This is a genomic window from Neobacillus rhizophilus (assembly GCF_018343535.1).
GTDB classification, from domain to species: Bacteria; Bacillota; Bacilli; order Bacillales; family Cytobacillaceae; genus Neobacillus; species Neobacillus rhizophilus.
Genome location: NZ_JAGYPF010000003.1, coordinates 430,612 through 456,711, shown reverse-complemented (window position 1 = coordinate 456,711; position 26,100 = coordinate 430,612). Strand labels below are relative to the sequence as shown.

At 42.5% G+C, this 26,100-nt stretch carries 24 protein-coding genes; 16 read left to right on the top strand and 8 right to left on the bottom strand.

The window, feature by feature from the left end; genetic code table 11:
• Nucleotides 1-35: 35 nt before the first annotated feature.
• Nucleotides 36-917 carry a PhzF family phenazine biosynthesis protein gene (locus tag KHA99_RS15725; protein WP_213118420.1) on the bottom strand — a complete coding sequence of 294 codons (882 nt, stop codon included), beginning with the start codon at nt 915-917 and terminating at the stop codon, nt 36-38.
• Nucleotides 918-995: 78 nt separating this feature from the next.
• A complete protein-coding gene (locus KHA99_RS15720; RefSeq protein WP_213118419.1) occupies nt 996-1,442 on the bottom strand; it encodes a GNAT family N-acetyltransferase in 447 nt (148 codons plus the stop codon).
• Nucleotides 1,443-1,670: 228 nt separating this feature from the next.
• Between KHA99_RS15720 and KHA99_RS15715 the strand changes: the two genes are divergently transcribed.
• On the top strand, nt 1,671-2,204 hold the full coding sequence (locus KHA99_RS15715) for a hypothetical protein (RefSeq protein WP_372447607.1): 534 nt from the start codon (nt 1,671-1,673) through the stop codon (nt 2,202-2,204).
• 17 nt (nt 2,205-2,221) lie between these two features.
• Here KHA99_RS15715 and KHA99_RS15710 read toward each other — a convergent pair whose 3' ends face one another.
• Nucleotides 2,222-4,021: an alpha-hydroxy-acid oxidizing protein gene (locus KHA99_RS15710; RefSeq protein WP_213118418.1), complete on the bottom strand. Its 1,800-nt coding sequence runs from the start codon at nt 4,019-4,021 to the stop codon at nt 2,222-2,224.
• 385 nt (nt 4,022-4,406) lie between these two features.
• Entirely contained in the window at nt 4,407-4,970 is a 564-nt protein-coding gene (locus tag KHA99_RS15705) for an HAD-IA family hydrolase (RefSeq protein WP_249366696.1), read from the bottom strand.
• A gap of 333 nt (nt 4,971-5,303) precedes the next feature.
• Here KHA99_RS15705 and KHA99_RS15700 point away from each other — a divergent pair, with 333 nt between their 5' ends.
• From KHA99_RS15700 to KHA99_RS15640, 13 genes are all read left to right on the top strand, one after another.
• Nucleotides 5,304-7,172 carry a V4R domain-containing protein gene (locus KHA99_RS15700; RefSeq protein ID WP_213118417.1) on the top strand — a complete coding sequence of 623 codons (1,869 nt, stop codon included), beginning with the start codon at nt 5,304-5,306 and terminating at the stop codon, nt 7,170-7,172.
• A 912-nt stretch (nt 7,173-8,084) separates the two neighbouring features.
• Complete coding sequence (locus KHA99_RS15695; RefSeq protein WP_213118416.1) at nt 8,085-9,269, top strand: acyl-CoA dehydrogenase family protein; 1,185 nt, start codon at nt 8,085-8,087, stop codon at nt 9,267-9,269.
• Nucleotides 9,270-9,302: 33 nt separating this feature from the next.
• Nucleotides 9,303-9,782 (top strand): flavin reductase family protein, encoded by a 480-nt coding sequence (locus KHA99_RS15690; RefSeq protein WP_213118415.1) that lies wholly within the window; start codon nt 9,303-9,305, stop codon nt 9,780-9,782.
• A 22-nt stretch (nt 9,783-9,804) separates the two neighbouring features.
• The gene (locus KHA99_RS15685) at nt 9,805-10,620 is read left to right on the top strand and encodes an FAD synthetase family protein (RefSeq protein ID WP_213118414.1); all 816 of its coding nucleotides are present in this window, start codon (nt 9,805-9,807) and stop codon (nt 10,618-10,620) included.
• A 30-nt stretch (nt 10,621-10,650) separates the two neighbouring features.
• Complete coding sequence (locus tag KHA99_RS15680; protein ID WP_213118413.1) at nt 10,651-11,634, top strand: DODA-type extradiol aromatic ring-opening family dioxygenase; 984 nt, start codon at nt 10,651-10,653, stop codon at nt 11,632-11,634.
• A 45-nt stretch (nt 11,635-11,679) separates the two neighbouring features.
• Entirely contained in the window at nt 11,680-12,570 is an 891-nt protein-coding gene (locus KHA99_RS15675; RefSeq protein WP_213118412.1) for an alpha/beta fold hydrolase, read from the top strand.
• Between the two features lie 99 nt (nt 12,571-12,669).
• Nucleotides 12,670-13,461 carry a 2-keto-4-pentenoate hydratase gene (locus KHA99_RS15670; RefSeq protein WP_213118411.1) on the top strand — a complete coding sequence of 264 codons (792 nt, stop codon included), beginning with the start codon at nt 12,670-12,672 and terminating at the stop codon, nt 13,459-13,461.
• A gap of 86 nt (nt 13,462-13,547) precedes the next feature.
• Nucleotides 13,548-14,849, top strand: coding sequence for an MFS transporter (locus KHA99_RS15665; protein WP_213118410.1), 1,302 nt, complete (start codon nt 13,548-13,550; stop codon nt 14,847-14,849).
• A gap of 211 nt (nt 14,850-15,060) precedes the next feature.
• Nucleotides 15,061-16,938 (top strand): XylR N-terminal domain-containing protein, encoded by a 1,878-nt coding sequence (locus KHA99_RS15660; protein ID WP_213118409.1) that lies wholly within the window; start codon nt 15,061-15,063, stop codon nt 16,936-16,938.
• A 203-nt stretch (nt 16,939-17,141) separates the two neighbouring features.
• A complete protein-coding gene (locus tag KHA99_RS15655; RefSeq protein ID WP_213118408.1) occupies nt 17,142-18,089 on the top strand; it encodes a VOC family protein in 948 nt (315 codons plus the stop codon).
• A gap of 25 nt (nt 18,090-18,114) precedes the next feature.
• Nucleotides 18,115-18,960, top strand: a complete 846-nt coding sequence (locus KHA99_RS15650) for an alpha/beta fold hydrolase (RefSeq protein ID WP_213118407.1) — start codon at nt 18,115-18,117, stop codon at nt 18,958-18,960.
• A gap of 66 nt (nt 18,961-19,026) precedes the next feature.
• Nucleotides 19,027-20,211 carry an acyl-CoA dehydrogenase family protein gene (locus tag KHA99_RS15645; RefSeq protein WP_213118406.1) on the top strand — a complete coding sequence of 395 codons (1,185 nt, stop codon included), beginning with the start codon at nt 19,027-19,029 and terminating at the stop codon, nt 20,209-20,211.
• A gap of 179 nt (nt 20,212-20,390) precedes the next feature.
• Nucleotides 20,391-20,756 (top strand): ribosomal maturation YjgA family protein, encoded by a 366-nt coding sequence (locus tag KHA99_RS15640; RefSeq protein WP_254124656.1) that lies wholly within the window; start codon nt 20,391-20,393, stop codon nt 20,754-20,756.
• Nucleotides 20,757-20,786: 30 nt separating this feature from the next.
• Here the strand turns inward: KHA99_RS15640 and KHA99_RS15635 are convergent, their stop codons facing one another.
• The gene (locus tag KHA99_RS15635) at nt 20,787-22,274 is read right to left on the bottom strand and encodes a carboxylesterase/lipase family protein (protein ID WP_213118405.1); all 1,488 of its coding nucleotides are present in this window, start codon (nt 22,272-22,274) and stop codon (nt 20,787-20,789) included.
• Nucleotides 22,275-22,615: 341 nt separating this feature from the next.
• On the opposite strand from KHA99_RS15635, the gene KHA99_RS15630 reads away from it, so the two are divergent.
• The gene (locus KHA99_RS15630; RefSeq protein ID WP_213118404.1) at nt 22,616-23,116 is read left to right on the top strand and encodes an RNA polymerase sigma factor; all 501 of its coding nucleotides are present in this window, start codon (nt 22,616-22,618) and stop codon (nt 23,114-23,116) included.
• Nucleotides 23,113-23,883, top strand: a complete 771-nt coding sequence (locus KHA99_RS15625; RefSeq protein ID WP_213118403.1) for a hypothetical protein — start codon at nt 23,113-23,115, stop codon at nt 23,881-23,883. Before KHA99_RS15630 ends, KHA99_RS15625 begins: the two co-directional genes overlap by 4 nt.
• 69 nt (nt 23,884-23,952) lie before the next feature.
• Here KHA99_RS15625 and KHA99_RS15620 read toward each other — a convergent pair whose 3' ends face one another.
• The 3 genes from KHA99_RS15620 to KHA99_RS15610 all read right to left on the bottom strand — a co-directional run bounded on the left by KHA99_RS15620 (nt 23,953) and on the right by KHA99_RS15610 (nt 26,084).
• Nucleotides 23,953-24,552: a M15 family metallopeptidase gene (locus KHA99_RS15620; RefSeq protein WP_249366694.1), complete on the bottom strand. Its 600-nt coding sequence runs from the start codon at nt 24,550-24,552 to the stop codon at nt 23,953-23,955.
• Nucleotides 24,553-24,924: 372 nt separating this feature from the next.
• Nucleotides 24,925-25,716, bottom strand: a complete 792-nt coding sequence (gene lsrF, locus KHA99_RS15615; RefSeq protein WP_213118402.1) for a 3-hydroxy-5-phosphonooxypentane-2,4-dione thiolase — start codon at nt 25,714-25,716, stop codon at nt 24,925-24,927.
• Nucleotides 25,717-25,724: 8 nt separating this feature from the next.
• Nucleotides 25,725-26,084, bottom strand: coding sequence for a cupin domain-containing protein (locus KHA99_RS15610; RefSeq protein ID WP_213118401.1), 360 nt, complete (start codon nt 26,082-26,084; stop codon nt 25,725-25,727).
• Between the last annotated feature and the right edge of the window lie 16 nt (nt 26,085-26,100).

Here is a 26,100-nt window from a genome sequence, read left to right as displayed (position 1 = left end):
TCGTGCATCTGATGCATGAGAACCGTCCCCGTGCATCAAAGCAGCCATTCACCCTGGGCGATTTTTTCAACCTTTCCTCCAACAGAAATGTTGATTTCGCCGTTTTGCTCATCCGCCTTTAAAAACAATAAAGAGGGTCTGTCCATTTCATATCCCTGTTCGACCCGTATATTGATTTCGCTTGTTTGGAAAAATCGGTATTTTACCAGGTAGGCAGCCAAGCATCCATTTGCACTGCCCGTAGCAGCATCTTCCGGCGCCCCAAAATAATCTGCAAAGTCACGAACATTTACCTGATTTTCTGGATGATACGTTTCAGGAGCAAATACCATAATCGCTTTTGCCTCCGTATTCTCAATCAACTCATAATATTTTTCTAAATTAATCTTTACTCTTTTGACAGCGTCCAGATTTTTTAAAGGGACAAGAATGACAGGAAGCCCAGTGGAAACCTCTTGGATGGGGAATCGCTCATCAATCGCATCCTTCTCAATCTGTAAGACACCACAAACTGGGTCGGTCTCTAATATCTTTCCGAAGACAGGTTTATTTTGTTTCATCGAAATAAGGCCTTCGTTTGCAACAAACGAGACGGGAATCGGGCCAGCCTTATAATTTAGCGTAAGCGATTCTGCAGGTTCCTTTAATAGCTCATGTTGGATAACATAGGCAGTTCCCAGCGTCGGATGACCGGCAAAAGGCACCTCTTCATTGGGGGTGAAGATGCGAACATCGTAGCCACCGTCTTTTGTTTGGTCAGATAGAATAAAAGTAGACTCCGAATAATTCATTTCCTTCGCGATTTGCTGCATTTCCCGGTCTGAAAGATGTCCCGCATTTTTGAAAACAGCAAGCTGGTTTCCTGTATATTTCCCCTGTGAAAAAACATCCACGATTGAAAAATTTATTTTGTCCATAGAAATCTCCTATTCTATTAAAATTGAATCATGGGGACGGTTCTCGTGCATCTGATGCACGAGAACCGTCCCCATGTGTCATCCACGAAATTTTTCCATAAACCGTTCTGGGTGATCAATCGCTTTGAAACCGAATTGGCTATACAGGGTGTGGGCATCATTTGTGACTAACATAAACCTGCGGACGTTTTGCAGGTCTGGGTGGTTGGTGATCACTTCCATTAACCATTTGGACAAACCTAATTTCCGGTATTCAGGCACAATGAACACATCTGCAAGATACGCAAATATCGTTAAATCTGATACGACCCTTGCAAAGCCAACCTGCTCTACATCGCCTTTGCTGACATCCCCTTTATAGACGCCAAAACATAAGGTTGTATTGTCAATGGACTTTTTTATAGTTTCCTTTGGCCTGCCCAATGCCCAGTATGCTTCTTCGCTTAAAAATTTGTGAATGGCATCAATATCTAAATAGTCTTTATTAGTAGATATAGAAAATCCGTTTTTTATCCATGTATTCATTGGTGTACCTCCTTCATTTTTCAAAAAGGTAGAAACGCATTGGAAAAAGATGTCTCTTAAATAAATTTTAACATAGGATGTCTTTTTCTGTGAGATTACTGATTGGGACAAATATCGTAGGAATGAATAACATTTTTATAGGTGATGCCCATTTTTGAGAGAACAAGTTGATAGGTCAATGACTAAAGAATATGATGATGTAGGTCTTTAAAGAAAGGAGTGCATTTTATGTATCCTAATTCTATAACTCAGTATAATAGCAATCCATATGCTCATGAAATTCATGTGTATTCAACTCCATTTCCAGAGGAGTATTATTACCAAATGAACCCTTATGAAAGACAATTTGGCCCACCAATGGGACCACCATCAGGGGCACCTGGCTTTTCACCACCATTTGCCCCACCCGGTCAAGGTCCAGGAGCGGGACCGCCTACGGCCCCACCGGGTCAAGGCCCAGGAGCAGGACCGCCCATGGGACCACCAGGGCAAGTCCCGCAAGTTGGACCGCCAGCGTCACCACCGCCATCCTTTGTTCCCACACAGACACAACAGCAAGTTGAAGCATTTGCAGTTGATCCAGGCGGTATTAGAAGATGTTTGTTCAGATACACCTATATATGGCTAAGAGGTTTTGAGCAATTTTGGTTCTATCCAATATTTGTCGGACGTAACTCAGTCGCAGGGTACAGATGGACTGGATTTAGATGGATGTATTTCGGAATAAACCTACGGCAAATTCAATCGTTTACTTGCGTTTAGACACATGGGGACGGTTCTCATGCATCAGAAGCATGAGAACCGTCCCGGTGCATCAATAAAAACGGAGCAGTGCAAATGACTCCTAGCATGTAAAGAATAACTGCAATATATGCAGGTAATAAGTGGACAAAATCGGTATAGCCAATAATAAAATGAGTGATCAACCCGGATAAAAAGGCGGGGATGGCCCCGATGGTGAAGGTCCACCAGACCCAGCGTTCCCCTTCGCGAATTCCCCACAGGGCAAGCATCAATACAAGCAGTCCCACACTTAGCAGGGCACTGCCAAACCCAGCCCGGTCATGGGCGATAACAGGGATTAACCGTTCATTAAATTCATTCAGCAAATCTGGCGTAAGGCATATATATTCAAGATCAGTCGGCACAAAGACACTGGATGCGCCGATTACGGAGATGACCAATCCACCAACCGTTAAAGCAAACCCTAATATGATAAAGGAAAGCTGCCCGATTAAGCTCCACCTCCAGTCTCGATGATTGAAAAGGTTGGTGCTGGATGGCGCTTCTTTGGCATTTCTTGATTTTATATATCCCAAAATAAATAACGGCAATAAAATCAGCCAAAACAATCCATGAAGCCAATCGAAATACCCGTAGCCGATAAATAGAAAAATTCCAAGGAAACCAATAATCCCCGCAATATTCACAGCTTTTCTGGCCCAATGCAGGCCGTTTCTTATGCCATGCCTCGCCAGCTGCATGTAGATGATTCCGCCCGATATCATGGTCCCGGAAAGAGTCATCCGGTCGTGCGCCATGAAGTATAAAATGGCAGGATTGAAATTTAAAATGTCGCTTCTCATGATGCCTAAAAAGCCTTCATCATATGGAAGGATAATTGCTGTCATACTGAAAAATAGGGCAATGAACCCTGCAATGGTAATGGCCAAACCAAATAGCCAATACCAAAGCCATCCATGAATCTGCACTGATTCTTTCGGTAACGTGTGGGAGTACACTTCATTAATCCGCTTAGGGAGACCGGGTCCAGCAAATACATATTCATAGCCTAACATGACAAGGGAAGCACCGTTTTCCAATAATGTAACCGCATCTGCCGGCTCGCGGATCCCGCCTGAGGTGATAATCGGCACGTTGTCACCAACTGTTTTCCTTATAGCAGCAAGTGCATCAAGTGAAGGAAAACCTTCAAGTAGTATTCCGCTAGGTTGGTAGTATGTTAGTTTTTCGATTTGTTCCGCTGAACAAGACAGTATAACGGGTTTATTAAATTTTTTTTGAAAAAGTTCATATTGGTTGGCTGATTCAAACGTATGGCAGTTGATAATAAAGGCATTGCTATAAGGGAGGAGTTCTTCGCATATCTGCTCTATCTCTGTAGAGTTCCCATCAGCTCTTATAAAAAAAGGTACCTTCTTTTTCTTAACAGAGTGTAGCTGCTTCTTAACTGTAGTTAACATTATCGATAAGTCAGGATTTCTCGATATTTGTTTCTGTTTTAGGTCAATATGAAGTTCTTCTGAACTTGCTGAACCCTGTATCGAAACCGGGCCAATCTCAATGAAGCCAAAGCCAAGGTTCTGAAAAGCCTTCAGTCCCGATAATTGGGGATCGATTTGGCCGCTTAGACCAACAGGCGAAGCAATTTGAACACCGAACAATGTTTTCTCCAGTTTTTTTGAAGTGGCCATGTGGCCAAGAAATTCTATCAATGCTTCACCTATTCTTGAGGACGATAACAGGCTCATTCCGCGGTGAATAAACTCCCGGCTGAACGACGGCGGAAGTTTTTGAAGAATCGGCTTGAAGATGGTGTGATACGACCAATCTGGCATGGTGGAGTTTCCTCCTTTCAAGCAGTAAGTTATTACCTAAATTTTACTATATTTCCAGGGGTTTGAGGTTGGGTTTAATGATAATTTAGCTTTTTTGGGGAAAAGAAAAAAAGCAAATGGCCCAGTCGACTGAGCCATTTGCTTTTACAAAAAAAAGACTGTAAAGTTTGAGGTCAAATTTCATTTAAGGATAGCTTTTTCTACGTTATCACAAGGGAAGACAGAAACAGTAAAGTATCGGCTCCACCTACGCCAAATACCGTGATGGCCACGCATGCCATCCCCTCTACTGAATACTATAACGGTCCGATGTTAATAAACAGTGTTATAGATGTTAGCAAATTGTTAAACCTGCATTAAAAAAATATGAACAGAATTCGTTTTCCTACAGCCTATTGAGAACCATCGGAATAAAATCCGCATAGCTCTCAATATGAAAATCCGCTTCAATGTTTCGATTCTGAAAGGCGACAGTTTTGATCTGTAACTCTCTTGCAGGAATTAAATCCAGTTCCCGGTCTCCAACTACCAAATCAATGTGATGGCTTTTAAGGACATATTCATATGACGAGCGATGAGGTTTTCTAGTAAAGCCCTGTTCTTCAACGGAAACAATGTCCTTAAAGTATTTTAATAAATGAAATTTCTCCAGTAGATAAATGGTGGATTCCTTATCGCGGTGAGTCACAATTACATTGTTCTCAACAGCTGCTAAAGCATCCTCAACGCCATCAAATGGCCTGCTGATCCTTTTGGAAAAATAATTAAAAGACGTTTGGTACTCACCCCTCCGGCTCTCATCAATTCCATAATGTTTAAAGGCCGTTTTAGAATCCTTTTTTAGCCATTTTAATACCTCACCGCGGTCAAGTTCCTGCTGGGCCAACTGAACAAATCCTTCGACCAGTGCTGGATAGGTGTCAAAAAGCGTTCCGTCGAAATCCCACAAAATGTTAATAATGATCCCTCTTTCTAATCACTGTCTCTACAGAGAGTACCATATGACCCTTTAAAGTGGAACAAAAGGGTCATTACAATACTCTATTAACGTTTTTTCATTATTTTCCTCTTTATGGTGTTGGAATATTCCAAGTTCATAGTAAAGGCAATATTAAACTTCCAGGTATAATTATTTTGATATATTCGAATTTTTCTAATAGAATAATGGTATATGTTTGCGCTTACAATCCTAAGTTTTGTAATTAGCGGGCAAATAATAGGCAAGTCACAATTTCCTTTTTTAATGAAATGTTCACTTTATTATCAAACAGGATGTGATGGCATGAGCGTTAGAATTTCAGCAGAAAATTATAGCCAAGAGGCCGTTATAGAAGACCGCAAGATTATCACATCTGCGTCTGTCTTTGGGATCCTTAGGAAGCAGCTTGCAAAAAATATTGGCATTAAACGGATTAAGGGATTCTTGTTTCATTATGGCTGGGAAATGGGTGTCAAAGTGGCGAAAGAAGCCCTCGAATCCGGATCATCGTTGGAATATCTCATTAAACATGGACCGATTATTCATATCCAAAATGGCCATATTAGCGGGATTAAACATGATTGCACCTATGAATTAGATAAAAATAAGAGAATCAAGAATTTTTATTCCTATGGAACTTGGTACGATTCCTATGAGGCTGTCGAGCATCTAAAAGGAATCGGAAAGTCAAATGGTCCCGTGTGTCATACACTGATTGGTTTTGCGAGCGGTTTTATGTCAACGATATTTGGGGAGACACTTTTGGCGAGAGAGACCACATGTGTAGGTAAGGGAGATTCAGAGTGCCGCTGGGTGATAAAGCCAAAGAAAGAATGGGAACAGGAACTTCAGGAAGAGGATGCACTCGATTTTTACAATGAAACCCCAATTGTAAAAGAACTTGAGTTGACCTATGATCAATTGCTTGACCAGAAAAATATCGTCACCCGTTTAGCCCATTTCCAAAATCAGTTAACTGAAGAAATTATCAACGGCACTGACTTGCAAACCATTGCCGACATGGTCTATGAGACGGTAAAAATCCCGATTATTGTTGAAGATGCAGTCCATAGCACGATTACCTATTCAGGCTTGGAACAAGAACAACATTTACTTTTAAAAACTGATATGGAAAATTACCTTCAAAAAACACAATTTCACACAAACCCGTTATTGCCTTTTAGAAAAAAAATCATTAAAACATCCATTCAAGAACGTCTGATTACGCCGATTCTATTACAAAAAGAAGTCATCGGTTATTGTTCCTTTCTCTATGAAGATATCAACAATCATTATCAAGAAGAAGATTATTTGTTTTTAGACCGGTTTGCCAATGCATCCTCACTGATTCTCTTAAATGAAAAAACGAAGTTTGAGACATTTGAAAGAATGAAAGGCAGTTTCCTCGAACAAATCCTGGAGGGGAGACTTCCTGCCAGTGAGATGATCAAGCGGGGGAAATATACTGGTGTAAACCTCGAGAAACACTATTATATAGCCGTAATGGAATATGGGAAAACGCAAGGCTCGATTGAAGATGACTTTCTTTTAGAGGAACAAATTTTCGAATCGACATTCCGTTATTTTAAAAATAAAAAGCAAAATATCTTGGCTGGACACCGGGACGGCAGCATGGTTTTACTAATCACAACGGAGACCCTCCAAAACAAGACAATCGATGACGTCATGCAACAATACTTCAATTATATGAATCAGAAATTTCCCCAAGGTCATTTTAAACTGGGCATCAGCCGCCGAGGAGAGGATATTGGCCAAGCGTCCAGATGTTATGAGGAAGCGGCTATAGCTATAAGACTAGCAGTTAAGAAGAAGATTGTGCAGTTCCAGTCATTAGGGATCGTAGGGGTGCTGATTAACTCAAAGAATATCAGCGGGATCAAAATGATTGCCGAGCAGGAGCTTGGTCCGCTTTATCGTTTTGAGGACCCTAAAATGCTGGAACTACTGAAAACATTGTATAGCTTTCTGCTGAACGGAGGTAAGCTTGAGCAAACAATGCAAGACCTGGCCTTGTCGATGAGCGGTCTCCGGCATCGTATCAGCCGAATTGAAAACTTGCTAGAAAAGGATATTAGAGAACCCCATGAAATGCATCAACTGCTTCTAATCATAAAGTCATTAATCGCAATAGGGGAAATTACATTTGACTAAAATGCCATCCGGCTCAATGCCGGATGGTTTTTTTACGTTCTAATTTTAGGCTGTTTCCTATTAGATTGTCGCTTCACCGCTTTAAAAAGGAACGAATAGTTTTATTGCTTTGTACGGGTGCCCATAGTCATGAGGAATCAGGCGGTGCGGTAACCAATAAGGGGAATGGGTGCCCGAAGCGAAGCAAAACCCGTCGGTACGGTAATCAATAAAGGGAATGGATGCCCCAAGCGAAGCAAAACCCGTCGGTACGGTAACCAATAAGGGGTATGGGTGACCAAAGCGAAGCAAAACCCGTCGGTGCGGTAACCCATAAGGGGAATGGATGCCCGAAGCGAAGCAAAGTCCGTTGGTGCGGTAACCAATAAGGGGAATGGATGCCCGAAGCGAAGCAAAACCCGTCGGTACGGTAACCAATAAGGGGAATGGATGCCCGAAGCGAAGCAAAGTCCGTTGGTGCGGTAACCCATAAGGGGAATGGATGCCCGAAGCGAAGCAAAACCCGTCGGTACGGTAACCAATAAGGGGAATGGATGCCCGAAGCGAAGCAATACCCGTCGGTACGGTAATCAATAAAGGGAATGGATGCCCCAAGCGAAGAAAAATCTGTCAGTCGGGTAACCAATAAAGGGGTTGGGTGACCATAGCCAAGGTCAGTACGGTAAAAATTCCATGCTCTGTTTTACTCAAATTGCTGCCTTATCGCTAATGAACAATTTTTGTCTATTTAAATCAAAAACATGAGCAATTGTTGTTCTAGTCGGAATATTTGAAATTGTATTAAACTTTATTTATAAGTTGCCAATAGTAAAAACTTTGTCGAATTACAAATGTAAGCGATGCCAAATTTTATTTACCAACGGACACGGTCCATAATTAAATTTTTAAAAAAATATAAAGGGGTGTAGAAAAATGGCAAGTCAATTATTAAAAGGAGAATCCCTTACTGTGGAGGATTTACTAGCTGGCGCGGAACGAATCGGCCAACTAGCTGAACAGGAGGCAGCCGAAGCGGAGAAAAACGCCACCATTTCGCAAAACGTGGTGGACCTGATGAAAGAAACACAAATTGCACGGATGATGCTTCCAAAAAAATACGGCGGCCCACAGGCAGATTTGAAAACGTTCGCAAAAGTTGTCCGTAAGGTGGCCAACTATAATATTTCTGCCGCATGGCTGACGTATCTGTACCCGCTTCACAACATGCTGCCGGCATTTCTTCCTGAAAAAAGCGCAGACGAAATCATCAATTCGGGCGGATTAATTGCCGATATCTTTGCGGCACTAGGAAAAGCAGAACGAGACGGTGACGGTTACCGGATCAGCGGTAAGTGGAGCTTTGTCAGCGGGATTAACTATAGTGACTGGGTCGGTGTCGGGGTCATGATTCAGTTCCCAGAGACGGAAAAACCAGTCTACTGCCTGCCAATGTTAAAAACATCTGAAGTAGAAATTGTCCAGAACTGGGATACATTCGGACTCAGAGGTTCGGGCAGCAACCAAATCATTGCCGATAATGTATATGTGCCAATGGAGCGCATCTTAAGGCTGGATCAGGCCGAGCAGAATAGGAGACCGCCTTTAGATGACTATGATACAGAATATCCTTTCTATCATATTCCATTCTTCCCATCCTTCTATATTGGATTTGGTTACATGGCACTTGGCGGAGCAGAGCGGATGCTGAAGGAGTTTAAGACCTTGACGGAAAAACGCGTCCGCTTAATGGATGGTGTAAGGGAAAGTGAGTCACCAAGAAGCCAGCGGGTACTTGCTGAAATGACAACTGATTTCCATGTTGCTGAAAGCTTAATGGATAAATATATTAATCTGCTTGTCAATTATGAAAAAGACGGCTGCCAAACACCGCCTTCAGAATTCTTCGCGATTCGTACGAAAGCCATTAAGCTATGTGTCGATATTGCCGTTAGATCATTGCTGACACTTGGCGGTGGCGCATTGTATAAAGGCGGCCCAATGGAATTGTTCTTGCGGGATATCATGGCTGTTGCTACACATAAAACTTCACTTTACGAAGATGCTGTCGCTGCGTACGGCAAAGACCTGTTTGGTTTTGAAAGCGGCGTAAGGGGATAATTTTTCTAGGACATTTAAAAGGAGGATTTTAAAATGGATGATCGTCAATTTCGTACAGCAATGGGCAAGTTTGCAACAGGGGTGACCGTGATTGCAACAGAGGTAGAAGGAGATACTCACGGAATGACAGCAAATGCGTTCATGTCTGTATCGCTAGATCCAAAGCTCGTCGTTGTTTCCATCGGAGAAAAAGCAAAAATCTTGAGCAAAATCAAGGAAAGCAAGATTTTTACCGTTAATATCCTAGCAGCCGATCAGCAGGAGCTATCCATGATTTTTGCCGGACAGTTAAAAGAGCATAAGGAAGTTGCCTTTGGACGCCTTGATGGAAAGCCAGTATTGGACGGGGCTGTGGCACAGGTGGCCTGCGAGGTTTCTGCAGAACATGTGGAAGGCGACCACACCTTGTTTATTGGCAGAGTAACTGATATTCACCTTGAAGACAAAGAGCCGTTGATATTCTACAGCGGCAAGTACCGTTCATTAGTGGCTGAACAGCCAGTAACCATCTAGAAACCTTGAGAGGAGACCATTTATGGAAACAATTCATTTGAATGAGCGTAATTTGGCAGAATGGCAGAAAAAGGCGAGTCCGAACGTTATGGCACTTGGCTGTTTCGATGGTCTCCATCAAGGCCATTGTGCAGTGATTAATGCTGCCTATCAAAAGGCGAAAGAACAACAAGTGCGGCTTTCCGTCATGAGCTTCTTTCCCCATCCAAAAACAGTGATTTCAAAGGGAAAAGTTCATGTGCATTATCTAATGCCGCTTTCGGAAAAACAGGCAATGCTTCAGGAAATGGGCGTCGATACTTTTTATATAGTGGAATTTAGTGAAGAGTTCGCGGGGCTTTCACCGGAGAAGTTTGTATCGGAATATTTGAATGGTCTTCAGATTATTCATGCCGTGGCCGGATTTGATTTTTCCTATGGCTCCCGCGGTGCCGGCAATTTGGATCGTTTGAAACAAGACTCCGGCGGCCGGATTGACGTTACGAAGGTAGCAAAAGTAGAGCTGCGGGGCGAAAAAATCAGTTCGACCTGCATTCGGGAGCGGCTGTTAGGCGGCCGGGTGGCAGAACTTCCAGAGTTTCTTGGCCGATTCTATGAAACACAGTGTGAATGGAATGGAGCGGCCTTCACGGTGCAAACGCATTACACCCTCCCGTGTCCCGGCTGCTATCAGGTCGTATTAAAAAATAACAGCGGTACGGTCCATCGGGAAGTGACCGTCATGGCTGATGGAACAACAATCAAACCTACAGATGAGATTCCTTTATTTTTCAAAGGAAAGCTTTCGATTGTCTGGCAGCAGGAAATCACACAATCTAGGAAATTACGAATTTCTTAAAAATAATGAAACGAAAAGGAGCGGAAGCAAATGGCTAAAATTGTTGCAGGTGTCGCGATGTCGCATAGCCCGATGATTATGACCAATGAAGCAGGAGGCGGCGAGAAAGGGCAGCGTTTCATCAATACGGCAGCCGAAATGAGAAAGTACCTCGAACAATCTGGTGCAGATGTGATTGTCTTAATATCTGACGACCATTTTAACAGTTATTTCTATGACCATATGCCATCCTTTACGATTGGGATCGGCGAATGTGAAGGCTGGGGAGACTGGCAGATTCCTAAGTACCAAATACCGGTTCAGCAGGAATTAGCGAAGCACATTCTTCACACTAGCCTAGAAAACAACGTTGATTTCGCGTTTACCTTAAAAATGAAGGTCGACCACGGGCATACGCAAGGAATTTATTTCTTAAATCCGGATTTGCAAATTCCAGTTGTTCCGATTGCGGTCAATACGTCAGCACCGCCGCTGCCAACGATGGACCGCTGTTTCCAAATCGGCGAAGTTGTCCGCAAAGCGATTGAGTCATGGGATCAGGATTTGAAGGTGGCGATTGTCGCATCAGGCGGTTTATCGCACTGGGTGCCAATTCCGAAAATCGAGAGCGAAAAGCCGGAAGATCAATTCCTGGTGAATGTTTTAAAAAATGGGCGCCAGGAAATTGACCAGCTTGACCAGTATTTAAAGCTGCGGGAAACCAATGTAACTAAACTTAAATCAGGTCCTGTTAACGAACAGGTTGACCGCGAATTTTTACGACTGGTGACCGAAAAGGACTACTCCACATTAAGAAACTGGAGTGCTGCTTTTATCGAGGAGAACTTAGGCAACGGCGGTCAGGAAATCCACAACTGGCTTGTGCTGCTTGGTGTGCTGCAGAACTTTGATGCAAGTGTGGCCTGCTATGAGCCAATTCCAGAATGGGTAACAGGGATGGCGATTGTTCAATTCAGCCAGCCGGTTGACCAGAAACAACCTGACACATCAGGCCAGCAAGAAGTCGGAGTTTAATAGCTATAGTTATCATGCCAATTTACTACAAAAGGGGAAATTGAAATGACAATCTGGACAGAATTAGCAGATTTAGAATATAAGCTCTATTATGTAGACGCTAATGGAATTAAAACAAGAGTGCTGGAATCCGGAAATGGGGAGCCGTTGATTCTCCTGCATGGCACCGGCGGTCATATCGAGGCCTATGCACGAAATATCAGAGGCTTACGAGAAAACTTCCGTGTCATTGTCATTGATATGGTAGGACACGGTTACACTGCGAAGCCAGACCGCCAATACGGGATTGATTTTTACAGCGAGCATTTATTAGGCGTGATTCAAGCATTAGGCTTATCAGAAGTATATCTTTCAGGGGAGTCGTTAGGCGGCTGGGTGGCAGCCTGGTTTGCGGCTGAGCATCCGGAATATGTGAAGGCGATGGTACTGAACACGCCAGGCAACGTCAACAACAAGCCTGAAGTCATGCAGCGGTTGAAGGATTCTACGTTAAAAGCAGTTCTAGAAGCAAACTATGAAAATGTGAAAACGAGACTTGAGTGGTTAATGTACGATAAAAGCCAAGTAACTGAGGAACTAATCGAGTCCCGGTACAAAATTTATACACAGCCTAGTTATCAAGAAGCGGTTCATCATATCGTCTGCCTGCAGGATATCGAGGTAAGGAAGCTATACAGCTGGGATCCGTCATGGTGCGGGAAAATCAATGTACCGACATTGCTGGCCTGGACAGATCACGACCCAACTTCAACTGTTGAGGAAGCTAAACCAATCCAGGATATGATTCCAAACAGTGAATTGGTTGTCATCAAAGATGCAGGACACTGGCCGCAATGGGAGAAACCTGAAGAGTTTAACGCTGTTTTAACAGACTTTTTATTAAAAAACAACAATGAAGCAGCCAAGCAGGAAGACTCGGCGGTAGCAGCAAAATAATCTGACAACATTTGAGAGCACTATTGAGTTGATTCATAGTTTCACAGGATTTTGAATCTAACAAATAGTGCTCTATTTTTTATAAAAGGGGTTTTTTCAATGAGCAATCAAGTCATTCATCGTGTTCAGTATGTATACGAGCAGTTAAAGCAGGCAGAAGAGTCCAAGAAATCCATTGCACCACTAACTGAATTGTATCCCGATTTGACGATTGATGAGGCCTATCAAGTCCAGTTGCAAATGATTGGCGAGAAGGTCCAAGCAGGGCAGAAAATCGTCGGAAAGAAGATTGGCTTAACCTCTGTTGCCATGCAGCAGCTTCTGGGTGTCGATCAGCCGGATTACGGCCATTTGCTGGATACAATGGAAGTAAGCAATCAAGGGACCATCACGTTAAATGATTTGTTCCAGCCAAAAGTGGAAGGTGAGATTGCTTTTATCCTGAACAAGGATTTAACAGGACCAAATGTTACGGTAGAGGATGTTCTGGCAGCGACAGCGTACATCGCTCCTGCTTTGGAGATTGTCGACAGCCGGATTACCGATTGGAAGATTACCTTGGCGGACACGGTTGCCGATAACGCGTCGAGCGGGTTGTTTGTGATTGGCGATGATCGCTATGCCTTATCGGATATTGACCTGCGGTCGATTGAAATGAATCTATTTAAAAATGGCGAGCTGGTCAATACAGGATATGGCTCGGACGTATTGGGCCATCCCGCCGAATGTGTCGCCTGGCTGGCCAATAAATTATCCGAGTACAATGTCGTTTTGAAAGCGGGAGAAGTCATTTTATCTGGTGCACTATCCGCAGCTGTTGTGGCCGAAAAAGGGGATCGGTTCACGGCTGGATTTTCGCATATCGGGAAAGTAGAAGTTTCATTTAAGTAAAAAGGGGAAAGGACCTTTCCATTTGAGGGGGTGGAAGGGTCCTTGTAAAGCACTTTAATATGGGAGAAATTTAAGGAGGTCCGTATATGGAGCAAAAGAAAAGTGGAGTTTCGAAAAAAACATGGGTTATTATTTTTCTATTATTTTTGTTAACGGTGATTAGTAATGCGGATAAGGCAATTATTGGGTTTGCCTCGGTTCCGATTATGAAGGAACTGGGACTGTCTCCAGAGCAGTGGGGGATTGTGGGCAGTGTGTTCTTCCTGCTATATTCACTTGCAGCTGTTTTGGGAGGCACCTTGGCAGATAAAATCGGTGCTAAAAAGGTCATTGCCGGTATGGTTGCCGTTTGGTCCATTGTTCAATTCTCCACCATCTTTGTCAGCAGTTTTACTTATTTGTTGGTAACAAGAATTATTTTGGGGGCTGGGGAAGGTCCATCCTATTCGCTGGCGATGACAGCGGCTTCAAAGTATTTGCCTAAGGAAAAATTGGGGATCGGTTTAACACTTGTTTCAGTCGGCGGCCCGCTTGGAGTCGCAATTTCAGCACCGGTTTTAATGCATCTTATCATGAACTTTGGCTGGCGTTCAGCATTTATTGCGACAGGGGCAGTCGGGTTTATTTGGATTATTGCGTGGTTATTTAGCGCAAAGGAGAAAGCGGTTACACAAGACGAGCCATTCCCAGCCAAAGGTAAAGCTGCTGCCGGTACCGCCCAGAACGAAACAAAATTCACCTCTGTGCTATTTTCGAAAAACTTTATCTTTGTTGCTCTATGCGGGTTTGCGACTTATTGGTCATTTACGATTGGACTAAACTGGCTTCCAAACTATCTGGAAAATGTCCGCCATCTAAGTAAAGAAACCTTAAGTATCGTGGTAGCTCTGCCGTGGATTATGATTACATTGTCGCAAATCACGTTTTCATCCATTTCGGACCGTATTTATCATAAGACGAACAGCATGGTAAAGGGCCGGATCTTTGTCCTTGGACCTGTTATGGCGGCAGGGGCTGTCTGCTACTTCCTAGGGACATTAGTCAGCTCAAATATTTTAGCGATTGCCTTATTATCACTAGGTTTAACGTTCGGATGTATCACGCTTGTAATGGGACCAGCTATTTTAGTTGATTTGGTTTCACCTAGACACCAAGGGAAAATTCAAGGATGGTTTATGGCTTTGACCTCACTGGGCGGCATTGCCGGTCCGTATGTAACAGGGTGGCTGATTGGACATTCAGCCAGTCAAGCAGCAGGTTTCCATCATGCATTCCAGGTATGCGGGTTGATTCTGCTTGTGTTCGGCGGTTTGGTGTGGCTAGCCGTTCGTCCAAAGAACCTTGAAAAGTCAGAAACCTTAAATGCAAATACATCCAATGTTGTGTAAAATAAGAGGATAGAATAGAGATTTAGGACCGAACGAATATAAAGTGGTGCTAGGAAGTAAAAAGCCAGTGTGTTTATAAGCCTGACGATGGCGAACAGTAAAAGATACTGTTCGCTATTTTATTTTACTTAAATTATAGCTGTTAGCCTGAAAGTAAAGTAACTCTTTATGTCCTCTTCAAAATCCTTACAATTAAGGGGTGTGATTAAAATTGAAAATTCATTTTTCGGAACAAAACTATAATCGTACTCTACCAGTATATGACCGCAAGATTGTAACATCATCTACAGCCATTGGGATTCTTCGCGAGCAGTTGGTTAAGAATATCGGCATTGAGAGAATCAAGGGTTTCCTATTTCGATTTGGCTGGGAGTTAGGGGTGAACGATGCAAAAGAAATCATGAAGACGGATGAGTCTGTGGAATATTTTATCAAGAACGGGCCAGTTCTTCATGGAGCAAATGGACATTTTCTTGGTACAGAATATGAAGGATATGCGGAGTTCGATGAAAATCATAATTTGATCTCAACCCACGGCACGGGCATATGGATTGATTCCTATGAAGCATTGGAACATATTAGACTATTAGGCCAATCGACTACGCCCGTATGCCACACGCTGGTCGGTTATTCCAGCGGTTTTATGTCAACCGTCTGCGGACAGCGTGTCCTTGTTAAGGAAGTATCATGTATTGGAAAAGGGGATTCTGAGTGCCGCTGGATTGTTCGGGCACAAAAAGAGTGGGATGAAGAGGGCATCGACGAAGGGGCTATCCTACATGAAACCCCAATTGTTAAGGAACTGGAGTATACCTATGAACAACTGCTTGAGCAGAAGAATTTCATTATGCAATTAGCCGATTTTCAGAAAAAATTAACGGAAGAAATCGTAAACGGCTGTGAATTGCAGTTGGTCGTTGACCTCGTCCATCAGATGGCTGGGATCCCAGCAGTCGTGGATGATATTAATTTCCGAACCTTAAGTTATTCAGGTATGACAGAAGAATTATTTAAAGAACTGAGTACAGATATGGATGTATATATTCAGGAGAATATCTCAAATCAGATTGGCCGAAGACAAAAGCAACAGCTGCCATTTCGGAAAAAGAAAATTAAGACGCGCCTACAGGAGCGGCTGATTACCCCTATTCTCGTTCAAAAAGAAGTTGTCGGTTACTGTCACTTTATTTATTTCGGTGGCAAAACCCGTCCAACGGAACAAGATATTTTGTTCCTGGAACGGTTTGCCCATGCTGCTTCACTTATTTTATTAAATGAAAAGACAAAGTTTGAGTCTTTCGAGAGAATGAAAGGAAATTTTCTAGAACAGCTGCTCGATGGACAGCTTTCTGACAAAGAACTCAAGGAAAGAGGAAAATATACCGGTGTAGACATTGCAAAACCATATTTTATTACTATATTAGATTCCAAAAGCAGCAAAGTGTCATTTGAAGAGGAGTTTCTATTACAACAAAAGCTTATGAAAACCACGTTCCGTTTCTTTTCTGATTACAATCAGAATTTATTGATTGGCCAAAAGAATGGAAACATCGTTTTGTTTATCTCTACTGAAAGTCTAATTAAAACAAAAATCGATGAAATGATAAAAATTTTTCATGAAGAATTAAAAAAGGTTCACCCCGGCATACTGTTTAAATTTGGAATCAGCAGCGAAGCTAATGGGATAAATAATATCCAGGATTATTATGAAGAAGCATTAATTGCATTAAGGCTAAGCGGGAAAACAAATATAGGATTATATGATTCCTTGGGCATAGTCGGAATGATGATTAACCAACAAAATAAAGAAAAGATTTACAAAATGGCTAAAAAGCAGCTTAAGCCTTTTTATCCACTGAACGATTTAAAAAATATCGAGCACCTTAAAACACTTTATTTTTATCTTTTAAATGGCGGGAATTTAAAACAAACGATGAGTGATCTTTCTTTATCAATGAGTGGTTTGAGACACAGACTGGAAAAAATCGAGAACGTACTTGATAAAGATCTTCGCAATCCCGACTATAATCATCAGTTGCTTACAGTCTTAAAAGCATTAATTGCCTTAGGTGAATTCGTTATTGTTTGAAAGCCAAAAACCAGCCAAAAAAGGCTGGTTATTTTTATAAATATTTATATCAAATTGTCAAGAACAAACATTAATCAAAGTTTTAAAAAAATACAGATAAACAACGCTCTGTTCTGAAAATTCGAAATTAAATAAAATTTAATCAAATGTAAGCGATTCCAACGCATTGCATTTCCATTTTAAAATTAGGAGGATCTAGAAAAATGGTAGTACCAGAAATTGCAAAATTAGGACATATTGCATTAGTCACACCAGATTTAGAAAAATCACTTTGGTTTTTCTGTAATGTTATTGGTCTAGAGGAAACAGAGGAAAGAGATGGAACGCATTATTTACGGGCATGGGGCGACTTTGAGCATCATACGCTTTCGTTAACAGCAGGTGACCGTGCCCGAGTCGATCATATTGGCTGGCGCACAAAGCGTCCTGAAGATGTGGAAGCTTTTGCAGCACTGCTTGAAAAAGCAGGAACCGCTGTGCAATGGATAGAAGCGGGCGTTGAAGCAGGCCAGGGAAGAGCCATTCGTTTCCAGCTGCCAAGCAAGCATCCATTTGAAATTTATTATGACGTGGAAAAGCCAAAAGCTCCAGAAGGCTTAAAATCAGCTTTGAAAAACCAGACCTACAAATCATGGAGAAAAGGAGTTTCTCCGCGCCGTATCGACCATGTGAATTTGGCAACCAATATGGATCCAGGCGGGATACACGCTTGGCTGGCAGAAAATCTTGGCTTCAAAATGCGGGAATACATTAAAATTCCCAATGGTCCAGTTGTTTCAGGATGGATGAGTGTCACCCCTCTTGTTCATGATGTGGCTGTAATGGGTGACACCACAAACTCAGGTCCCAATCGCCTCCACCATCTCGCGTATTGGCTTGATAATGCACAGGACTTATTGCGTGCTGCAGATATTTTAAGTGAAGAAGCCATTAAATTTGTCGGACCTGGTAAACATGGGATTTCTCAAGCGATGTATATCTATGTGAAGGACCCTGGGAGCGGCCACAGAGTGGAGCTATTTACGAATGGTTATTTAATTTTTGAACCGGACTGGGAGCCCATTGAATGGACGCCGGAAGAAATGGAACTTGGCCTTACCTTCTGGGGCGAAAATGCCGTCGCCGGGAATGAAGACACAACCGAAGCTTAGATTGAGGAAGGAGTTTTATAGAAAAATGAGTTCATATAAAACAAAGACAATCACGACAGGGAATTTTCATACCTTTTATTGTGAAGGCGGAGAATCGAATTCAGAGACAATTATTTTTCTTCATGGTTCAGGTCCTGGAGCTACGTCTGAAACAAACTGGAGAAATATTCTTCCGGAATTAACGGACCGCTATCATGTGATAGCGCCTGATATGTACGGCTTCGGAAACACGGACCATCCAGAGGACCCGCCTAAGAGTTTTTGGGAATGGACAAATTGCCGTGTGGAACAGGTTCTTACATTAATGGATTTATTAAAAATAGAAAAAGCTAACTTAGTAGGAAATTCGATGGGAGGCTATGTTTCTCTCAATCTGGTGATGACAGCTCCAGAACGTTTTGGAAAAATCCTCTTAATGGGGAGTGCTGGCGGAGAAGCCCCACCCACTCCGGAGATTGGCAGGATGGTGGGATTTTATCGCAACCCTACTTATGCTGCGTTGAAAAATTTAACGAAGTGGTTTGTTTATGACGAGAAAAGTCTTGGTGGGGAGTTAGAATCTGTGCTGCGGGAGCGCTACGAAATGATTATGCGTCCAGAGGTCCGAAAATCTTACATTAGCAATATGTTTCCAATGGGACCTGGTGAAAACATCATTCCGCCATCGGCACTAAAACGGATGGAACAGCCATTTTTACTATTGCATGGGATAGAGGATCGTTTTGTTTCCAAAGAAAGCAGTCTTTCTTTGTTGCAGCATCTGCCCAATGCCCAACTCCACCTCTTCAAGGGCTGCGGTCATTGGGTGCAGATTGAGAAACGGGAAAGCTTTTTAAAAATGTTAGTCCGGTTTTTAGCAGGAGATATGTGATGGGAATACGTCGGACTATAGTTCGGTGTGGCAAAAAAAATAGTTTGTCCTAGAAGGAGTGTAATGATGGCTAATAATACTTTAGAAAAAACAGAGCTAATTAAGCAGCTAACAGATGGGGCTGTAAAAGTTGGTCGACTGGCGGAAATGGAAGCACAAGAAGCCGAGAAAAATGCCAGTATTTCTGACAATGTAGTAAACCTTTTAAAAGAAACACAAATTACAAGAATGCTGCTTCCAAATAAATACGGTGGTCCGCAAGTTGATTTAAGAACCTTTGCAAAGGTGATCAGAACCGTATCTTTTTATAACGTTTCAGCTGGATGGCTAACTTATCTATTCCCGCTTCATAATACACTGCCATCCTTTCTTCCGCCTAAGACCAGAGACGAAGTCGTAAATCAAGGCGGACTGATCTGTGATGTATTTGCACCAGTTGGAAAAGCAGAAAAAGATGGAGAGGGCTTCCGAATTTCAGGAACCTATAATTTTGCCAGCGGTGTACTATTTAGTGACTGGGTAGGCCTAGGGGTGATTATGGAACACCCAGATAGCGGCCGTCCGGAATTTTGTATGCCAATCATCCCGATTTCTGAGGTTACGGTTGTGAAAAACTGGGATACATTTGGATTAAGAGGTACAGGCAGCAATCAAGTGATTGCGGACAATGTTTACGTCCCGCTTGACCGGATTCTTCGGTTAGAAGTCATGGATTCAACAAGAAGACCCCCTGAGAAAGATTATGATAAAGAATACCCATTCTACCATGTGCCATTTTTCTCGGCATTCTATATTGGATTTGCTAACATTGCCCTCGGGGGAGCTGAACGGGCACTGGCTGAATTTAAACAGCTTACCGAAAAACGGGTCCGGTTAATGGATGGAACAAGGGAAAGTGAGTCACCGCGTAGTCAAAGGGTAATTGCTGAAGCCACAACTGAGTTCCATGCTGTTGAAGCCCTAATGGAGAAATATATTCATATGCTGGAAAACTATGAAAATGAAGACGAGCCGACACCAGGACCGGCAGAATTCTTTGCCATTCGGACGAAAATAATCAAATCGTGTGTAGATATTGTTGTACGCCTTCTCCTTACACTTGGAGGTGCGGCTCTTTATAAGGGTGGCCCAATCGAATTAATTTTAAGAGATTTAATTTCTGTAGCTACACATAAAACGTCATTATATGAAGATGCCGTTGCATCTTACGGAAAAGAACTATTCGGTTTTAATGGTGAAACATTGGGATAAGAGTTTGTTAGTCTTCTCACTATTGTGAGAAGGCTATTTTCTTGACAACTTCAGTATTCATAAAGGCATTTTCCCCTCCCAAATTCTTTACGAAAATTTACTTCTAGTATTTAATACTTATATAAACATGTTAAAGAGTGATTCCATTGAATACTAAAAAAAGTATTAGAGCTATCTATTTGGTATCGATTGTAGTCGTTATATTATTAGGGCTTGCCTCTAGAAAATACAACCATTTCCTGCCGCTGTTTGTGGCAGAAAATGCCGGGGATGCACTGTGGGCGATGATGGTATATTTTGGCTGGCGTTTTTTGCTAATAGGAAAAAGCATCCGCTCCGCTGTGGTGCTCAGCTTAATCTTTAGTTTCGGAATTGAATTCAGCCAACTATATCAGGCCGACTGGATTAATCGGATTCGAGGTACGGTGCTCGGAGCGCTGGTGTTGGGGCATGGTTTTCTTGCTGTGGATCTGTTGCGATACCTAACAGGCATTCTGATTGGAAGTCTGATTGATAGGATTGCTCTAAAAATAAATAAGGTCTAGCCGGTTTTCGATCCGGCTAGACCTTATTTATTATGATTTCATCACCATTGCTGCTTGTTCCCAAATCATCCGTTCTGCCCGGTTAGGGTCATTGACGACAGCACTCTCCAGGTTGAAAATCATCGTTGGCCGGAAATTCAAATCATACTTTGGCCACGAAGGAAGGGCGTCGGTATTTGGGTTACCGTTACGTGCAAAATTAATCCAGGCCTGATGCATTTGATCCGCTACCTGCTGCCGCTCAGGAGAGGTGCCCGTGAAGTTTGTCGTATTCGGTTTATCCAATGTGTTCCAGACAAATGGAATCTCTAACGCATGTGTTGCCTTAAGGGCGCCGTCAAATACCGGTGTCTCCCAATCAAAGCGATACATCCAAACCGGCGCACCCTGATTACCCTGCAATTCTGCCAGTTTTTGCGCAGGGTATGTAAAAATATGAATGGTCAGCAGTTTATTGAATAGATCTTGGCTTAGTGGTTCAGGATTAAAGTTTGCAATAAGAGGCACAAGCGGTCCAAAGGTTTTTTCAAATATCGCCTTGACCTTTGCCTCATCTGCATCCTTCCACTCAGGGTCAAAGACACTGAAAATATTAAATTCATCCTTGTTGGTACCAATTAAAACCGGGATATCTTTTGCTGAACCTTCGGCTATCGCCAATTGTGGATGTTTTGGCAGGGATACGCCATCAATAACCGGTCCCAAGCTCATTGACGGGAGAACATCAGCAGCTTGAAGCAACTGTTCAACTGGCAATTCCTCCAATTTTGATAGATTGGATGCTTCTATTTGTAAAGCCGCTAGAATGGCGCCTGCCACCTTTGTTGCGGTTGCAGGAGGATGAACGTTTGCTGCCGCGCCGCTTTGCAGGATTGCTTTTTGGAAAAGACCTTGAGCTGAAGGGAATCCTAGCAATACACCAACACTCATGGCCCCTGCCGATTCTCCAAAAATAGTTACGTTATTCGGATCGCCGCCGAAAGCCGCAATATTCTCCTGCACCCAATGCAGTGCTGCTACCTGATCAAGGATACCGCAGTTCCCGGAAGTGGCATATTCCTCACCGCCAATTTCGCCAAGGTGAAGGAAACCAAATACCCCCAGCCGGTAATTAATTGTCACGACGACAACATCGCCTTTAGTAGCAAACGAAGCTCCATCATACCAATGGCCAGATCCAGATCCAGTAACATAAGCACCACCGTGAATCCAAACCATCACGGGACGTTTTTTATCATCTGCTCCCGGTGACCATACATTTAGGTATAGGCAATCCTCACTCACATTCGAGACGTCATTCCCGAAAAACTCCATTATTTCTTTTTGAGTTTGCGCTGCAACCGGTGAAAAGGAGGTTGCATCCCGAACACCTTCCCAAGAATCAGGCAGCTCTGGAGCGCGGAACCGAAGCGGACCGACTGGCGGCTTTGCAAAGGGAATCCCTTTCCACGAATAAACTCCATCAATCTGTTCTCCCTGTAATTTACCGTAAACGCTTTCAACGATTGTATTGGACATGAACGATCTCCTTTCAAACGATAATCATACTGTTAATTTTATTCGAGATGTAGGAGGGGTTTTCCTTTTATTTAGCTAATAAGAAAATATAAAATTTTTCCAAATTTTATATTTTCTTACGCATAAATTCAACTACGCCTCATGAACCGTCCTAACGGACTCGCCAATCGGCAAGTTTTCATTTACATAGTTAAATAAAATATTTTTTCACTAACCCGGCGCGTAGGTTTTCGTGTTAACTTAATACAAAATAAATATTGTGAGAAGTGAAATAAATATTGCGCTAATTCGACTAATTTGCGGGATTAAAAAATCGGAGGAAAAATGGAGTTGACCAGCTGATGATTAGCAACACAATTTCGGAGTGGTTTTACTTGTATAACAAAGATATATACCATTTTTTAGTTTATTACATCGGGTCAAGTGATGTAGAAGATCTGGTGCAGGAAGTTTTTATCCGAGCCATTAAAGGCTTTGATACTTATCAGGGAAAATCAAGTCCTAAAACCTGGCTTTTTTCGATTGCGCGCCATGTGGGAATAGATGAAATTAGGAAAAGGAAACGTTCAAGGACGAAGCAAATGATTTGGTTCTCGGAGGAGCAAAAGGATAAGGAAACACCGGAGGAAATTCTCCAATTAAATGAAAATAATAGGTTGCTTTATCAAGCAATCCAATCTTTAAAAACAAATTATCGAGATGTCATTCTCTTGAGAGGGATTAAAGAACTTTCTGTATCTGAAACAGCAACCATATTGAATTGGAATGAAAATAAGGTTCGAATAACCTATCATCGTGCGTTAAAGACACTACAAAAAAGTATTGGAGGATACTCTCTATGAAAAATGATGAGAAATTTTATGATGTAGAGAGAAAAATTCACTCATTACCAGAACCCGATTATGATAAAAATTTTACAAAAGATACCCAAGATAAAATCCATGAAAACCTATTACAATTTGCAAGTTCATATGATAACAAGAAAAGGGGAGCTGCAATAATGAAAAAGATCTTAGTAGGTTTGGCTAGTGTTGCTGCCTTCATGTTATTCGCCGTTCTAGCCATTCCGTTAATTGAGGATAAACTATCAAGTTCTAATTCAAATAAGCAAGGGGAACAAACGAAAGAACCTGTGACAATAGATAAAAACAAAGAGGAAAATGATAATAAGAACCCAGCTGATCAAAAATCAACAGAAACTAATCTTTATGAAAATACAGAATATGGATTCACCTTTGCGTTACCGAAGGGTTGGGAGGGTTACCAGATTGTAACGGATACTTGGGAAGGTATTTCAACTGAACAAAATAAAATAATTGAGAGTGGCAAAATCCTTTTAATTAGACACCCAGGTTGGACGGAGGCGAACCCGAGACAGGATATCCCTATTATGATTTTTACGCTTGATCAATGGGCCTCACTTGAAAAAGGGGAATTTCATATTGGAGCTGCACCTATTGGTCCAACAAAGTTGGGAGAAAATAATAAATATGTTTTTGCGCTGCCAGCTAGATATAACTTTGCATTTCTAGAGGGATATGAAGAAGTAGAAAGCATATTACAAAACCATCCACTTCTAACGAAAAATCTATCCAATAATAATAAATGAGCACCAGTACTACTAAAATCTGTTTTCGTAAAAATTTGCCCAAAACAACCCGCAGGCGAATAGTGAAAATCACTGTTCGCCTGGATTGGGTCCCGCAACCAAGGAGGAATCTGGTCGTTCCCCATTCTGCAGGTCAGCAATCGTTAAGCCAAAATTCATTTCAAGGTGAGGATAATCCTTAAATTTGGCCCAATCTCCGCCCCATTCAAACCCCAGCTTTTTCGCCATTTGGACGACCTCGGTCCAATCGGATTTCGAGTTTCCATTCCGATCATATTCCCGATCCCACACCACATCTCCCGAAGGCGTCTTCAGCGCAAAATCAATCGCCAGTCCGTAATTGTGATAAGATTCGCCTCCCTTTGCATGGGTTACAACGGCTCCCTCTGTGGTACGGCCTTGTTCATAAAGACTGTCTTGCTCCTCGGCACTGCGAAAACCGTCTGTAATAACAACGACAATCCCTTTTTTGGCAGCCTGCTGGATTAGCAGATTGGCCCGCTCCTTCACGACAGGATGAAGATCAGTCGGCATTGGACCATCCTTTGCTATCGCTGGTTTCGGAGTATCAGAATTCGTTTTATTATAAAAGATAACCACTATGGTAATCACGAGAACTAATAAAGGTAATACTCGTTTTATTCGTATTCTTTTTCTTTTTCGTTTCAAAGCTCGAAATTCCTTTCTTGTTTTTGAAAAATTATATCACTATAAAAGACGAAATGACGAGTCTAATAGTTTCATATAATCAGTAAATGGAAAAATAGGGTATTTTAACGCGATTTATTCCAAAATGTCGTGAGGACCGGAAATTAAGTAGTGAAATGCTGGAATTATGTAGTGAGAGGTTCAAATTATGTAGAGAGAATAGATTAAGTTTAAAGAGTTACCTATTTATTCCTAAAAAATGTCGTGAGGACAGGAAATTATGAAGTGAGATCCATAAATTATGTTGTGAGAGGCACAAACTATGTAGTAGAAATATACCAAATAAAAAGGGAGGGCCAGATTTTGCCCTCCAAACCAATAAATGCAACAATTTTACCCCACCTTCACCCCAGTCAACTGCCCATATAACTCTAGCGCCTCACCAACCTTCAGTCCCTTATGCACAATCCCGTTAATCGCCTGAATCATCGCTTCCGGATACTCCGATTGCCAGATATTGCGACCCATATCAACGCCCGCTGCACCCTGGTTCATCGCATTAAAGGTAAGCTCCAGCGCATCCTTAATGGTCTCCAATTTAGGTCCGCCCGCAATCACAATCGGCACTGGACAGGTCCCCGTAACTTTTTCAAACCCATCACAGTAATAGGTTTTAACAATATCCGCTCCCATTTCGGCGGCAATCCGGGAAGCCAACCCCAAGAAACGGGCGTCCCGCTTCTCCAGTTCGTGGCCGACGGCGGTTATCGCCAAAACAGGAATCCCATACTCATGGGCCTCGGTAACGACATTTGCCAAATTCGCCACCGTTTGGGTTTCATATTTAGACCCGATAAACATCGAGACCCCAACACCAACCACATTATGACGAATTGCTTCCTTAATCGGCGTCACAATCGTCTCATTGGAAAGGTCGCTCAGCACACTCGGACCGCCAGATACCCGCAGCAGCATCGGTTTATTGACATCGGCAGGGATGCAGGAATCGAGTGTCCCCCTCGTCACAAATAACGAATCCGTATGCGGCAGCAGGCTGCGCACAGTTTCCCCCGGTTTTTCCAAGCCGTGAATAGGGCCGAGGAAATAGCCGTGGTCAATCGCCAGCATGACCGCTTTGCCACCCGGAAAAATCTGACTCATTCTATTTTTAAATCCCCAATTCATTTCAAAAATCACTCCTTTATCTTCGGATTTTCTACGATGACCGTATCCCTTTCGCTGATATGCGGTGATTTAATAAACACAGCTTTAAAATCAACCAAGGAAGTATTTTTAAGATAATGGGTTTCGAATGGCCGCACCTGCAGCATGTCGCCAGGTTTGACATGTACAGGCTCGCCGTCTATATAAATATCCATTTCCCCTTCAAGGATATAGAAAATTTCTTCGCAGGTAGTATGATAGTGATTTTCATGGTCATCGCCCGGTTTTAACAACACCACGCCAATATCGACATTTGGTCCTTTTCGTAAGTACTTCGGCCCGTGGGTGCCATAACGGTATTCCAGATTTTCTTCGTTCACGTGAAACATTGCCGTTTCACCCCCT

What these genes read in the sequence shown, in the direction of transcription:
- KHA99_RS15725 (WP_213118420.1), bottom strand. Translation starts at nt 917, where the DNA reads ATGGACAAAATAAATTTTTCAATCGTGGATGTTTTTTCACAGGGGAAA.
- KHA99_RS15720 (WP_213118419.1), bottom strand. Translation starts at nt 1,442, where the DNA reads ATGAATACATGGATAAAAAACGGATTTTCTATATCTACTAATAAAGAC.
- KHA99_RS15715 (WP_372447607.1), top strand. Translation starts at nt 1,671, where the DNA reads ATGTATCCTAATTCTATAACTCAGTATAATAGCAATCCATATGCTCAT.
- KHA99_RS15710 (WP_213118418.1), bottom strand. Translation starts at nt 4,021, where the DNA reads ATGCCAGATTGGTCGTATCACACCATCTTCAAGCCGATTCTTCAAAAA.
- KHA99_RS15700 (WP_213118417.1), top strand. Translation starts at nt 5,304, where the DNA reads ATGAGCGTTAGAATTTCAGCAGAAAATTATAGCCAAGAGGCCGTTATA.
- KHA99_RS15695 (WP_213118416.1), top strand. Translation starts at nt 8,085, where the DNA reads ATGGCAAGTCAATTATTAAAAGGAGAATCCCTTACTGTGGAGGATTTA.
- KHA99_RS15690 (WP_213118415.1), top strand. Translation starts at nt 9,303, where the DNA reads ATGGATGATCGTCAATTTCGTACAGCAATGGGCAAGTTTGCAACAGGG.
- KHA99_RS15685 (WP_213118414.1), top strand. Translation starts at nt 9,805, where the DNA reads ATGGAAACAATTCATTTGAATGAGCGTAATTTGGCAGAATGGCAGAAA.
- KHA99_RS15680 (WP_213118413.1), top strand. Translation starts at nt 10,651, where the DNA reads ATGGCTAAAATTGTTGCAGGTGTCGCGATGTCGCATAGCCCGATGATT.
- KHA99_RS15675 (WP_213118412.1), top strand. Translation starts at nt 11,680, where the DNA reads ATGACAATCTGGACAGAATTAGCAGATTTAGAATATAAGCTCTATTAT.
- KHA99_RS15670 (WP_213118411.1), top strand. Translation starts at nt 12,670, where the DNA reads ATGAGCAATCAAGTCATTCATCGTGTTCAGTATGTATACGAGCAGTTA.
- KHA99_RS15665 (WP_213118410.1), top strand. Translation starts at nt 13,548, where the DNA reads ATGGAGCAAAAGAAAAGTGGAGTTTCGAAAAAAACATGGGTTATTATT.
- KHA99_RS15655 (WP_213118408.1), top strand. Translation starts at nt 17,142, where the DNA reads ATGGTAGTACCAGAAATTGCAAAATTAGGACATATTGCATTAGTCACA.
- KHA99_RS15650 (WP_213118407.1), top strand. Translation starts at nt 18,115, where the DNA reads ATGAGTTCATATAAAACAAAGACAATCACGACAGGGAATTTTCATACC.
- KHA99_RS15645 (WP_213118406.1), top strand. Translation starts at nt 19,027, where the DNA reads ATGGCTAATAATACTTTAGAAAAAACAGAGCTAATTAAGCAGCTAACA.
- KHA99_RS15635 (WP_213118405.1), bottom strand. Translation starts at nt 22,274, where the DNA reads ATGTCCAATACAATCGTTGAAAGCGTTTACGGTAAATTACAGGGAGAA.
- KHA99_RS15630 (WP_213118404.1), top strand. Translation starts at nt 22,616, where the DNA reads ATGATTAGCAACACAATTTCGGAGTGGTTTTACTTGTATAACAAAGAT.
- KHA99_RS15625 (WP_213118403.1), top strand. Translation starts at nt 23,113, where the DNA reads ATGAAAAATGATGAGAAATTTTATGATGTAGAGAGAAAAATTCACTCA.
- lsrF (WP_213118402.1), bottom strand. Translation starts at nt 25,716, where the DNA reads ATGAATTGGGGATTTAAAAATAGAATGAGTCAGATTTTTCCGGGTGGC.
- KHA99_RS15610 (WP_213118401.1), bottom strand. Translation starts at nt 26,084, where the DNA reads ATGTTTCACGTGAACGAAGAAAATCTGGAATACCGTTATGGCACCCAC.